The sequence below is a fragment of the Mesorhizobium sp. M5C.F.Ca.IN.020.29.1.1 genome (assembly GCF_003997375.1).
Lineage (GTDB): Bacteria > Pseudomonadota > Alphaproteobacteria > Rhizobiales > Rhizobiaceae > Mesorhizobium > Mesorhizobium wenxiniae.
Genome location: NZ_RZSW01000135.1, coordinates 1 through 12,476 on the forward strand (window position 1 = coordinate 1; position 12,476 = coordinate 12,476).

Annotated in this window: 13 protein-coding genes and 1 pseudogene; 10 read left to right on the forward strand and 4 right to left on the reverse strand. The window is 63.1% G+C overall.

Annotation, left to right across the window (positions count from 1 at the left end; all coding sequences use genetic code 11):
• The coding region (locus EOA85_RS13475; RefSeq protein ID WP_164759636.1) for a mannitol dehydrogenase family protein at nucleotides 1-689 on the reverse strand (689 nt) is incomplete at its 3' end.
• 176 nt (nucleotides 690-865) lie between these two features.
• On the opposite strand from EOA85_RS13475, the gene uxaC reads away from it, so the two are divergent.
• From uxaC to recQ, 9 genes are all read left to right on the forward strand, one after another.
• Nucleotides 866-2,275 (forward strand): glucuronate isomerase, encoded by a 1,410-nt coding sequence (uxaC, locus tag EOA85_RS13480; protein ID WP_127209763.1) that lies wholly within the window; start codon nucleotides 866-868, stop codon nucleotides 2,273-2,275.
• Between the two features lie 36 nt (nucleotides 2,276-2,311).
• Entirely contained in the window at nucleotides 2,312-3,289 is a 978-nt protein-coding gene (locus EOA85_RS13485) for a TRAP transporter substrate-binding protein (RefSeq protein ID WP_127209764.1), read from the forward strand.
• 103 nt (nucleotides 3,290-3,392) lie between these two features.
• Nucleotides 3,393-3,920: a TRAP transporter small permease gene (locus EOA85_RS13490; RefSeq protein WP_029349033.1), complete on the forward strand. Its 528-nt coding sequence runs from the start codon at nucleotides 3,393-3,395 to the stop codon at nucleotides 3,918-3,920.
• A 4-nt stretch (nucleotides 3,921-3,924) separates the two neighbouring features.
• Entirely contained in the window at nucleotides 3,925-5,205 is a 1,281-nt protein-coding gene (locus EOA85_RS13495; RefSeq protein ID WP_127209765.1) for a TRAP transporter large permease, read from the forward strand.
• Between the two features lie 9 nt (nucleotides 5,206-5,214).
• On the forward strand, nucleotides 5,215-5,991 hold the full coding sequence (locus tag EOA85_RS13500) for a FadR/GntR family transcriptional regulator (protein ID WP_065011187.1): 777 nt from the start codon (nucleotides 5,215-5,217) through the stop codon (nucleotides 5,989-5,991).
• A gap of 27 nt (nucleotides 5,992-6,018) precedes the next feature.
• Entirely contained in the window at nucleotides 6,019-6,876 is an 858-nt protein-coding gene (kduI, locus tag EOA85_RS13505) for a 5-dehydro-4-deoxy-D-glucuronate isomerase (protein ID WP_127209766.1), read from the forward strand.
• On the forward strand, nucleotides 6,873-7,640 hold the full coding sequence (gene kduD, locus EOA85_RS13510) for a 2-dehydro-3-deoxy-D-gluconate 5-dehydrogenase KduD (RefSeq protein WP_127209767.1): 768 nt from the start codon (nucleotides 6,873-6,875) through the stop codon (nucleotides 7,638-7,640). The genes kduI and kduD overlap by 4 nt, the downstream gene beginning before the upstream one ends.
• 20 nt (nucleotides 7,641-7,660) lie before the next feature.
• Nucleotides 7,661-7,999: a cupin domain-containing protein gene (locus EOA85_RS13515; RefSeq protein WP_127209768.1), complete on the forward strand. Its 339-nt coding sequence runs from the start codon at nucleotides 7,661-7,663 to the stop codon at nucleotides 7,997-7,999.
• A 470-nt stretch (nucleotides 8,000-8,469) separates the two neighbouring features.
• A complete protein-coding gene (recQ, locus tag EOA85_RS13520) occupies nucleotides 8,470-10,305 on the forward strand; it encodes a DNA helicase RecQ (protein WP_127209769.1) in 1,836 nt (611 codons plus the stop codon).
• A gap of 59 nt (nucleotides 10,306-10,364) precedes the next feature.
• On the opposite strand, the gene EOA85_RS13525 is transcribed toward recQ, so the two are convergent.
• From EOA85_RS13525 to EOA85_RS38935, 3 genes are all read right to left on the reverse strand, one after another.
• A complete protein-coding gene (locus EOA85_RS13525) occupies nucleotides 10,365-10,688 on the reverse strand; it encodes a hypothetical protein (RefSeq protein ID WP_127209770.1) in 324 nt (107 codons plus the stop codon).
• Between the two features lie 103 nt (nucleotides 10,689-10,791).
• Nucleotides 10,792-11,715: an alpha/beta hydrolase gene (locus EOA85_RS13530; RefSeq protein WP_127209771.1), complete on the reverse strand. Its 924-nt coding sequence runs from the start codon at nucleotides 11,713-11,715 to the stop codon at nucleotides 10,792-10,794.
• Between the two features lie 265 nt (nucleotides 11,716-11,980).
• A complete protein-coding gene (locus EOA85_RS38935; protein WP_245485747.1) occupies nucleotides 11,981-12,118 on the reverse strand; it encodes a hypothetical protein in 138 nt (45 codons plus the stop codon).
• On the opposite strand from EOA85_RS38935, the pseudogene EOA85_RS38940 reads away from it, so the two are divergent.
• Nucleotides 12,093-12,476 (forward strand): annotated as a pseudogene (locus EOA85_RS38940) (hypothetical protein); the annotation flags it as partial. The gene EOA85_RS38935 and the pseudogene EOA85_RS38940 sit on opposite strands and share 26 nt — an antisense overlap.

Here is a 12,476-nt window from a genome sequence, read left to right on the forward strand (position 1 = left end):
ATGCGATCCACCATGCTCGACGGAAACGCCACCTCGTCGGCGATATGGCGGGCGAGATCGGTGCCGCGCAACGCGGCGAATTCGACCAGCAGCCGGTGCAGCGTGGCGCCATTGGCCGGGAGGTTGTCGCAGCACAGCACGGTGAATGGCTGGATACCGGCGGCGCGGCGGCGCGCAAGCGATTCGACGAGAAAACCATGCGCCGTTCGCGGCGTGCGCGAGTTGGCCAGATCGTGGACAATGTCGGGATGGGCTGTGTCCAGTCCGCCACCCGCCGCCCTGAGATAGGCCTTTTCGGTGATCGTCAGCGTGACGATGCAGGTGCGCGGGTCAGTCAGCGCGGCCAGCACCGCACCCGGACTTTCCGGGGCCACCAGCATCGACACGATCGAGCCTACGACGCGCAGGCTTTCGCTGTCGCTGCTCCTGACCGCCAGCGTGTAGAGCCCGTCCTGCGGCGCCAGCGCGTCGCGTGTGTCGGTGCTGCGCAGCGAGACGCCGACAATGCCCCAATCCATCTCTCCCGCCGCCAGGCAATCGTCGACATAGGCTGCCTGATGGGCGCGGTGGAATGCGCCGACGCCGAGATGGACGATGCCGGGTAGGACACGGTTGCGGTCGTATCCTGGGACCGCGACCCAGGCCGGCAATGCCTGCCGCGTAGTGTTGGAAAGGCGTCTGTCTGTCATCGTGCGATGGGTCTGATCGAGCTGGTGCCGGAGTTGGCCGGCATGCGGCGTAACATCCGTTTCCTTCCCGCACAATGGGCTGACGTTGCGTAAAAGTCATCATACAACAATCTATTTTTTGTATGTTGACATAATTTCTTTCCGATCCTACCGATGGCCGGGTTGGGAGGAACGACGTGGCCGCATTGACCGATCCGGATTTGCTGTTTCCCGCGGAGGCGCGTCCGCGTTCGGTTGCCCGCGAGCTTTATGCCGGGGTGAAGGACCTGCCGATCGTCAGCCCGCATGGTCACACCGATCCGCGCTGGTATGCGCTCAACGCGGCGTTTCCCGATCCGGCGCAATTGTTGATCGTGCCGGACCATTATATCTTCCGCATGCTGTTCAGCCAGGGCGTCCGGCTCGAGGACCTTGGTGTGGCGACGCTCGACGGCTCACCGGTGGAGACCGACGGCAGGACGATCTGGCGGCGCTTCGCCGAGCACTATTATCTGTTCCGCGGTACGCCGACGCGCCTGTGGTTCGACCATGTGCTCGCCCATCTGTTCGGCATTGAAGAGCCGCTGAACGCGGCGACGGCCGACCGCCACTACGATATAATTGCGACGCTGCTGCAGTGGGAGAATTTTCGCCCGCGAGCACTGTTCGAGCGCTTCAACATCGAGGTCATCGCGACGACCGAAGGCGCGCTCGACGATCTCAGATGGCACCAGATGATCCGCGACAGCGGCTGGGAGGGCCGCGTCGTCACCGCCTACCGGCCGGATGCAGTCGTCGATCCCGACTTCGAAGGCTTTTCGGCCAATCTCGATCGGCTCGGCGACATCACCGGCTGCGACACCGGCACCTGGGCCGGCTATCTCGATGCGCATCGGCAGAGAAGGGCCTTCTTCAAAAGTTTTGGCGCGACCGCGTCGGATCACGGCCATCCGACAGCGGAGACCGCCAATCTGTCGGATGCCGCCGCACAGGAGCTGTTCAACCGCATTCGCCGGGGCTCGGACGACGAGCGCGAGCGAAAGCTGTTTCGTGCCCAGATGCTGACCGAAATGGCCAAGATGAGCCGCGACGATGGGTTGGTCCTGCAGATCCATCCCGGCTCCTGGCGCAATCATTCGCCTGCCGTCTTCCAGAGGTTCGGCAGGGACAAGGGGTTCGATATCCCGATCCGAACCGACTATGTGACGGCGCTGAGGCCGCTGCTCGACTGCGTCGGGCTGGAGCGCGACCTCACCATCATCCTCTTCACGCTCGACGAGACCAGCTATGCGCGCGAACTGGCGCCGCTCGCCGGCGTCTACCCGGCGCTGAAGCTCGGGCCGGCCTGGTGGTTCCACGACAGCCCTGAGGGCATGCGCCGGTTTCGCGAGATGACCACCGAGACGGCCGGCTTCTACAACACCGTCGGCTTCAACGACGACACCCGCGCCTTTCCATCCATCCCGGCTCGTCACGAGGTGGCGCGTCGGGTCGATTGCGCCTTTCTTGCGCGTCTCGTCGCCGAGCATCGGCTCCGCGAAGACGAGGCGCACGAGCTGGCGCAGGAACTTGCCTATACGCTCGCAAAAAAGGCGTACCGGCTCTAACGGCGCTTGCCGCCATCGTTCAACGGGAGGAAACCAATGCTGCATCTTTCTAGACTGGCGGGAGCTACGCTAATGGCCGCCGCACTGATGGCCGGAACGGCAAGCGCCCAGACGGTTCTGCGCTCGTCCGACACGCACCCGGACGGCTATCCGACGGTCGAGGCGGTCAAATATTTTGGCGAGCTTGTCAAAGAGCGCACGGCCGGCCGCTATTCGGTCGATGTCTATCATTCCGCGCAGCTCGGCGAGGAAAAGGACACGATCGAGCAGGTGCGCTCCGGCGTGATCGACCTCAACCGCGTCTCGATGGCGCCGTTCAACGGACTTATCCCGGAAACCACCGTGCCCTCGCTGCCCTACATCTTCCGCTCGGAAGACCATATGCACAAGGTCATGGACGGGCCGGTCGGCGACCAGATTGCGGCGGCGTTCGAACAGGTCGGGCTGGTGCTGCTCGCTTTTTATGACGGCGGCGCGCGCTCCTTCTACAATTCGAAGAAGCCGATCAACACTGTAGCCGATCTGGCCGGCATGAAGTTCCGCGTCATCCAGTCCGACATCTTCGTCGACATGGTGGCTGCACTCGGCGCCAACGCGACGCCGATGCCGTATGGCGAAGTGTATTCGGCGATCGAGACCGGGGTCATCGACGGCGCGGAGAACAATTTTCCGAGCTACGACACCGCCAAGCATGCGGAAGTCGCCAAGTTCTATTCGCTCGACGAGCACACGATGGTGCCGGAAGCCTTCGTCATGGCGAAGTCGAGCTGGGACAAGCTGACGCCGGAAGACCAGGCGATCTTCAAGGCGGCCGCCAAGGAAAGCGTCGCCAAGCAGCGTGAGCTGTGGGCCGCCAAGGTCAAGGAATCGCGTGCCAAGGTCGAGGCGGCCGGTTCGCAGATCACGACACCGGACAAGCAGCCCTTCATCGACGCGATGGGCCCGGTCTACGAAAAGCACGTCAAGGACGACAAGCTGAAGGCGATGGTCGAGGCCATCAAGGCCGTGCAGTGATCAAGCGGCGGCGCGGGCATTCCGCGCCGCCATCCTCTTGCGGAGAGAACCGGTGACCTCCAGCTCAGAACAGAGACTGCCCCTGCCCGGCATCGCGCGGGTGATGTCGCGCGTCAGCACGGCGGCGCTGTGGATCGCCGGCGTCGGGCTGGTGCTGATGACCGCCTTCGTCGCCTGGCAGGTGTTCGGCCGCTATGTTCTGAACCGGTCGCCGAGCTGGACCGAGCAGGGCTCGGTGATGCTGATGAGCTGGTTCATTTTCCTCGGCGCTGCCGTCGGGGTGCGCGAGAACTATCACCTCGGCTTCGACGTCCTGCTCTACGTCCTGCCGAAAGGCGGCAAGCGTTGGCTGAGGATGATCTCGGACCTCGTCGCGCTCGCCTTCGGCATCGGCATGATCTGGTATGGCAGCCAGCTGGTTGCATTGACCTGGGGTGCCACCTTGCCGTCGCTCGGCATATCAGGAGGCTGGGACTACGTCCCGCTTGTCGCGGGAGGCGCGCTCATCGTGCTCTTCACGCTGGAGCGCATCGTGCTTCGCCTTTCCGGTGCGCCGATCGACGATGCGCTCGATGAACTGCCGCCGGCGGAAGTCGCAGCCGAACTCGACACAGCGAACGTGAAGGTCTGACGCCATGGAACTCTGGATACTCTTCGGCGTCTTCACCGTTCTGATGCTTATCGGCACGCCGATCGCTTTCTGCCTCGGCGTCGCAAGCTTTGCCACCGTCCTCTACATGGGCCTGCCGCCGCTCATCGTGTTCCAGCGCCTGAATTCCGGCATGAGCGTCTTTTCGCTGCTGGCGATTCCGTTTTTCATCTACGCCGGCGACTTGATGGTGCGCGGCGGCATCGCCAGCAAGATCGTTGCCTTCGCCGGCTCGCTCGTCGGCCACATGCGCGGCGGCCTCGGGCAGGTCAACATCGCGACCGCTACACTGTTCGGCGGCATTTCGGGCTCCGCGGTGGCGGAGGCAGCGGCGGTAGGCGGCTTGATGATCCCGCAGATGAAGGCGCGTGGATATGGAGCGGATTACGCCGTCAACGTCACCTCGATGGCGGCGCTGATCGCGCTGCTCCTGCCGCCGTCGCACAACATGATCATCTACTCGATTTCGGCAGGCGGAAAGATTTCGATTGCCGACCTGTTCACCGCCGGCATTATCCCGGGGCTGCTATTGGCACTCGCACTGATGATCACCGCCTATTTCGTGGCGCGCTCCCGCGGTTATCCGACCGAGCCGTTTCCAGGCTTCGCCGCCGTCGCGCATCTCCTCGCTATCGCGGTGCCCGGCCTGCTGCTGATCGCGATCATCTTCGGCGGCGTGCGATCGGGCGTTTTCACGGCCACCGAGAGTTCCTGCATCGCCGTCATCTATGCGTTGCTCGTGACGGTCCTGGTTTACCGGCAGATGACCTGGGAAGGTTTCGTTCATGCCACCCATGGCGCGGTGCGCACCACGGCCATGGTGCTGCTCATCATCGGCATGGCGGCGGCGTTCTCGTGGTTGATGGCGTTCCTGAAAGTGCCGGCAGCGCTGATCGCCTCGATGAACGCGATCTCAGAGGATCCGCTGGTCGTGCTTCTCCTGCTCAATCTCTTGATGCTGTTCCTCGGCACGTTCATGGACATGGGGCCGACGATCATCATCTGCACGCCGATCTTCCTGCCCGTGGCGCAGGCCTACGGCGTCGATCCGGTGCATTTCGGCGTCATCATGATCCTCAACTTCGGCATCGGGCTGAACACGCCGCCGGTGGGCGCGGTGCAGTTCGTGGCGTGCGCAGTGGGCAAGATATCCGTCTGGGAAGCGATGCGCTCGATCTGGCCATTCTATGGCGCAGGCCTCGTGGTGCTGGGGCTCGTCACTTACATTCCGGCCATCTCGCTATGGCTGCCGAGCGTCTTCAAATAGGGGTTGGCAATGGCATCGGATACGGCGATCAGCCTGAAGGTCGAACGCAAGCCCAAGCTGTCGGAGACCGTGGTCGCGTCGATCCGCAAGCAGTTGCAGGCGGGCGAGATCCAGCCGGGCCAAAAGCTGCCGACCGAGGGCCAGCTGACCGAAACTTTCGGGGTCAGCCGCACCGTCATCCGCGAAGCGCTGGCCAAGCTTGCCGCCGACGGTCTGGTCGAGCCGCGGCAAGGCGCCGGGGTCTTCGTCACCGAGCATATCTCGACGATGTTCGGCACGCTGGCCGCGGATATGGGCAGCAAGGATTCGATCGCCCTCAACGTGCTCGAGGTGCGCCTGGCGATCGAGATCGAGTCCGCCGGGCTCGCCGCTATCCGTCGCAATGCCGCGCAGGAAGCAGCGATCCAGGAGGCGTTCTTCGAGTTCGAGCGGCTGCTCTTGAACAGCGAGCCGACAGGTCCGGCCGACCTTGCCTTCCACCGCGCGATCGCCAGTGCCACCAACAATCCGTTCTATGTCGAGATGCTCGACGTGCTCGGACGGCGCGCCATTCCTTGCGACGTGACGTCGCCGTGGTCCACCGAGCTCGCCCAGTCGGACGCCTATCAGCGCGGACTGCAAGGCGAGCATCTGGTGATCCTGAACGCCATTATGACAGGCGATGCCGAGTCCGCTCGCGAAGCCATGCGCGCCCATCTCACCGCGAGCCAGCAGCGCTATCGCGAGCGCCTGCACGCACGTCAGAATTTTTATGCCGACTCGGTCAAGGCCGCGGCAACCGAATGACCAATGAGGCAGCCCAATGGGACAGCAATGAATCACACTGACAATCACACCGACTTCACTTCGCGTTTCGCCATCGACCCTGTTACTGCCGCGGCGATGGGGACGGACGAGCTTCGTCATAATTTCCTGATCGAAGGCCTGTTTCAGCTCGGCCGCATCGGCCTGACCTACACTCATTACGACCGCATGATCGTCGGCGGAGCCATGCCCGCGGGCATCCCGCTGCTGCTGGAAGCGATCAAGCCGACCGGGACAAAGAATTTTCTCGATCGCCGCGAACTGATCGCCGTCAACATCGGCGGCGCCGGCATCGTGAAAGCTGGCGGCCGATCCTACGAGCTGCAGCCGCGCGACATGCTGTATCTCGGCATGGGCGCCAATGAGGTGTCGTTCGCTTCAGTCAACCCAGCCGAGCCGGCTAAATTCTATCTGCTCAGCGCGCCGGCGCATCAGAGCCATCCCAGCCAGCTGATCCGCATCGGCGATGCCAAGCGGCTCGATCTTGGCAGCCAGGCGACCTGCAACGAGCGCTCGATCTTCCAGTTCATCCATGCCGAAAGCGTCAAAACCTGCCAACTCGTCGTCGGCATGACCCAGCTTGCGTCAGGCTCGGTCTGGAACACCATGCCGTGCCATGTGCATGACCGGCGCATGGAGGCTTATCTCTACTTCGATCTGCCGGAAGCGGCGCGCGTGTTCCATTTCATGGGCGAACCGGATGAGACACGCCATCTCGTCATGCGCAACGAAGAAGCCGTGCTGTCGCCGGGATGGTCGATCCATTCGGGCGCCGGCACGTCCAACTATGCCTTCATCTGGGCGATGGCCGGCGACAATGTCGACTATACCGACGTCGATCCAGTCGCGATGGAAGAGCTGCGGTGAGCGACCTTTCCACTTTTAGCCTAGCCGGCAAGCGCATCCTCGTCACCGGCGCCAACACCGGCATAGGCCAAGGTATCGCCCTGTCGATCGCCCGCGCCGGTGGTGCGGTGGTCGGCGTCGGCCGTTCGGCGATGGACGAGACGGCGGAAAAGGTCGCTGCGTCGGGCGGACGCTTCGAGGCGGTGCGCTGCGATCTTGCCGACCATGCCGCTGCCCAGGCGATGCTCGATCGCATCTGGGACGAAACCGGACCGCTCGACGGACTGGTCAACAATGCCGGCATCATCCGGCGCGCCGACGCCGTCGATCTGACGCAAGCCGATTGGGACGACGTCATGGACGTCAATCTGAAGACAGTCTTTTTTCTCAGCCAGAGCTTCGCCACGCGTGTGCTTGCCGATCCGGAACGGCGCGGCAAGATCGTCAACATCGCGTCGGTGCTGAGCTTCCAGGGCGGCATCCGCGTCGCCTCCTATACGGCGTCGAAGCATGGCGTGCTCGGCATCACCCGGTTGCTCGCCTGCGAATGGGCGTCGAAAGGCATCAACGTCAACAGCATTGCGCCCGGCTACATCGAAACCAACAATACCGAGGCGCTGCGTGCCGATCCAGACCGCAGCGCCGCCATTCTGGCGCGCATTCCAGCCGGGCGTTGGGGCGGGCCGGAAGATATCGGCGACGCGGCCGTCTTCCTGCTGGCGCCAGCGTCAAACTACATGCATGGCGCAGTGGTGCCCGTGGACGGCGGCTGGTTGGCGCGATGAGGCCAGATGAGGATTTGGCGATGACTGGATCCAAGATATTTTCGCACGCCGGCGAGGGCGCATGGACGCCGACCCCGGATGGCAATCGCAGGCGCGTGCTGCTGCACACGGACGAGTTGATGATGGTCGAGTTCGGTTTCGACAAGGGCGGTGTCGGTGCGCTGCATTCGCACCCGCATGTCCAGGCGAGCTACGTCGCCGAAGGTCGCTTCGAGGTCACCATCGACGGCAGGACCGAGATCCTGGAAACGGGGAGCAGCTTCATTGTCCCATCCAACTTGGTCCATGGCGTCAAGGCGCTCGAGGCCGGGCGCCTGGTCGACAGCTTTACGCCGCACCGCGCTGATTTTATCGACTGAAGGGCGCGCGAATGCAGATCATTGCGCCGCGGCGTGTGTCCGGCCCAATGAGCAGAACCGCGTGTTTGCCCCGCTTCCTTCCGGCATGTCCCGCAAACGAAAAGCCCGCGCCTCCGGAGAGACGCGGGCGTGTTGCCTGGGCGCTTGTGGCGCCGCGGTACTCAAAACATCACCGCAGAACCTGAACCTGCCGAATTATGATGAAGATAGGATTAACCGGCCCGAGCCGACGCGATATTCACAGGCAAAGCGAATAGGGCTGGAATCACGGTCCCATATCCGCCAATGAGGGGATACTCTTTCAGACGGCGCCGACGGAGACAGGACTTGAGGGGTGATCAAGTATTCGAATCCGCGGTCAAAGCCAGTCACCTGGAGATTGTCCAGAGAGCTTTGGCAAGTCATGTCGCCGCAGCTCCTGGCCGTCTCCACACTGCCTTTTCAGGCGGCGCCATCGTAGAAATTCCCTGATGCAGGTATCGAAGGCGAGCGTCCGGGCGGAGGATTCCAAGCGGCGTGTCCTGAAGGATGTGTTCGGCTTCGATAATTTTCGTCCCGGCCAGGATGCTGTGACGGAGGCACTGCTGGCTGGGCGTCATGTGCTGGCTGTGATGCCGACCGGCGCCGGCAAATCGCTCTGCTACCAGGTCCCGGCGCTGGTCCTTGGCGGGCTCACCATTGTCGTTTCGCCGCTGGTGGCGCTGATGCAGGACCAGGTCGCCGCATTGCGCCTTGCCGGCGTGGCGGCCGATACGATCAATTCCTCGCTCGATCGGGATGCCAATGTCGCCGCATGGCGCCGTGTTGCGGCGGGCCAAACGCGCCTGCTCTATCTTGCGCCGGAGCGGCTCATGACCACACGGATGCTCGAGGCGCTGGCAAGGCTCGACATCCGGCTGATCGCTGTCGACGAGGCGCATTGCATCTCCCAATGGGGTCCGGCGTTCCGGCGCGAATATGAAGAGTTGTCGCGGCTGCGCGGCATCTTTCCTGATGTGCCGATCATTGCGCTGACGGCGACAGCGGACGAGACGACGCGCACCGACATCGCCGCACAGCTGTTCGCTGGCTGCGTCGAAACCCTGGTGCTGGGCTTCGACCGGCCGAACATCAAGCTTGGCATCGAGGCCAAGCAGGACGGCAAGCGCCAATTGCTGAGCTTCGTGCAGCGTCATGCCGGCCGCAGCGGCATCGTCTATTGCCTGTCGCGCAAGAAGACCGAGGAGATGGCGGCGTTCCTCGAGAAGAACGGCGTGCGCGCGCTCGCCTATCATGCCGGCATGAGCAAGCACGCGCGTGAAGCGAATCAAAACGCATTCATGACCTTGTCCGGCGTCGTGATGGTGGCGACCATCGCCTTCGGCATGGGGATCGACAAGCCTGACGTCGCCTATGTCTTCCATACCGATCTGCCGGGCAGCCTCGAAGCCTATTATCAGGAAATCGGCCGTGCTGGCCGCGACGGGCGGGCTGCCGAGGCACATATGCTCTTCGGTCTCGGCGATATCCGCATGCGGCGGCTTTTCATCGACGACGAGGACGCACCGGCGGAGCATAAAAGACGCGCGCATGGCCGGCTCGACACGCTGATCGGTTATTGCGAAACGGCCCAGTGCCGTCGCCAGATCCTGCTTGGCTACTTCGGCGAAACAGCAATGCCTTGCGGCAATTGCGACAACTGCCTTGACCAGACGCCGCAAGCGGATGGCGAGGCAGAGGCGCGGATCGTCTTCGCGGCCATCGCGCAGACCGGCGAGCGCTTTGGCGCTGCCCATATCGTCGACGTTCTGCTCGGCCATGAAACCGAGAAGGTCCTGGCCAGGAACCACCACAGGCTTGCCAGCTTCGGGACCGGTGTGGCGCACAAGAAGGATGTCTGGCTGTCCTTGGTCCGCCAACTCGTCGCGGGAGGATTTCTGACACTGTACTCAGGCGGCCATGGCGGCCTCGCCATCGCCGAAAAAGGTCGTGAGCTGGCTCGTGGTGACGTCTCTTTCCGCTATCGCGTCGAGGTGCGGAGCCGCGCGTCGCGTGGTAAGACGCGTCCCGCTGCTGCGGGTACGGAAGACCTGGATACCGCCCTCTTGGCCACGCTCAAGGCGGTACGGCTGCGTCTTGCCCGGGAGCGCCAGGTGCCGGCGTTCGTGATCTTCTCCGATCGTACACTGATCGATATGGCCGAACGCTGCCCGCGCGACCTCGACGCCTTCGCCGCAGTCAATGGCGTCGGCGCCGCGAAGCTCAGGGAATTCGGCCAGATATTCCTTGGCGCAATCGCCGCGCACCAGTCCGGGGTGTCGGTCTGAAGATTGCATCAAGGCGATCGCGCCGACGGGTAGCCACTTAGACCACTGCGGCGGCGCAATCAGCACTTGCTTCGTCTCACCGCCGCGATCGCAGTTTCCTGCTGCCGCAGCTGCTCGATTTTTGCGCTCTGGCGGGCAGTGACGGCAGAGGCGACACGCCGGGCGCCCCATAGCCAGTCCGGAATATTGCTTTTCGCGACTTTGCCCCGAGTGATCGCTGTCGCCGACATCTCCTTGGCGACTTCGCCCATGGCCACGTTGAGTTCGACGCAGCTCATCTTGTCGTATTTCGCGGCATCAAAGGATGCGTGGAAGGGCGATGCGCAACCTCCGATAAATACGAGGCTGCAAATCAGGGGCGTGGCTGCAGTGATCGCCTTCATTTTTTATCAAGCAGGTTCGACGCCGAACGGGCGAGTATCAGAGGGTTCTCGATCTCGGGCCGCGGAGCGTTCCCGGGTTTTGCGTAACGGAAGCATGTGACCTCTACAATACTCTGTTCGACGCGTCATTCCCCCTTATTATCGTCAAGAACTTCGAGAGAGCCGCTCCGGTCTGGTGAGGGTGCTCTTCGGGAAAGAAGTGCCCGCCCGGAACAGGGCGTCCTTCAACCCTGTCGGCCCATTCTCTCCAAATAGCCAGCGGTCCGCCTTCCCTTGCATACCAGGTCTCAAGGCCGCCTTCGCTACTCCACAGTGCCAGTAGCGGGCACTCAATGCGACGACCATTTGCCTGGTCCGCCGCGTCATGCTCACGATCGATCGTGGCAGCGGCCCGATACTCTTCGCAAATCGCATGAATATGAACGGGATCGCGAAGCGCCTCGACATAGGCGTCCCTGACCTCCGTAGAGAACATTTCTGCCGGCGACCCCCACTGCACAATCGCATTGTCGACGATGGCATCCGGCGCGGCGCCTATCAGTCGCTCCGGCAGAGGCTCCGGTTGCGCAAGAAGGCTCCAGGGCCAGAAGCCGAGAGCCAGTCTGGCGTCCGCCCTATCCCAAGCGGCGGCGGTGGGGATGACGTCGAGGACCGCGATCTTGGAGATTTCATCGGGGTGATCGAGCGCCAGGCGATAGGCGACCCGCCCGCCACGATCATGTCCAGCAACCATGAACTGCTTAAATCCCAGCTGTTTCATGACCTGAACCATGTCGCCGGCCATGGCGCGCTTGGCGTATGAGCTATGATCGGCAGAGGAGACCGGGCACCCGCTTTGCCCATAGCCTCGAAGATCGGCGGCGATCACCGTAAAATCGCGCGCCAAGGCCACGGCGATATCCCTCCACATCAGATGCGTTTCGGGAAAACCATGAAGCAGCAGCAGCGGCGGACCGGTTCCGCCGACCCTTGCGAAAATGGTCGTGTCGTCCAGTTGCAAGCTGGTGGCTCTGAAACCTGCAAACACCGTTCGTCTCCTCGGTGTGCCTCAGGCGACAACGCACAAGGTGGCAGAAGGATCACGGTCGGCTGCCGTGGCTGGAGTCGATGCGGCCCCGGAATTCTCCTCAATGGCTGAATATGGAGGGTGGGCCCACTGATATTTCGATCGGCGCACCCCATATGAGCGCGAAGAGTATCGCCTAGGGATTTGCCATGATGATTTCGCGTTCGAGCCGGTTTGCAGTTTTGTTTGCAGGACTGTTCCTGGCATTGTCCATGGTCACGGCCGATTACGCCGAGGCGCGGCGTGGCGGCAGCTTCGGCAGCCGCGGCACGCGCACTTTCCAGTCGGTCCCGCCGACCAGGACGGCGCCACAGCCGGCCGCGCCGGTCGAGCGCTCGATGACGCCCAATACCGCAACGAACAATGCGGCCCGCCAGACGCAGGCACCCCAACGACCAGGGATCTTCAGCGGCCTCGGCGGTTCGATGATGCGTGGCCTGCTGCTCGGCGGTCTGATCGGCCTTCTTTTGGGCCAAGGGTTCGGCGGCTTGGCCGGCATGTTGGGCCTGCTGCTTCAAGGGCTGCTGATCGGCGGCGCGATCATGCTGATCATCCGCTTTTTTCGGTCGCAATCGGCACGCAACCAAGCGCCCGCCATGGCCGGCGTTCCGCGGAGCATGGGGAACTTTGGGCGAAACGCGGCAGCCCAGCCCGAGGCGGACAACGTCTCATCTTTCCCCATTCCAGGCATCGGGTCAGGATTTGGCCGGACGGCTCAAGCC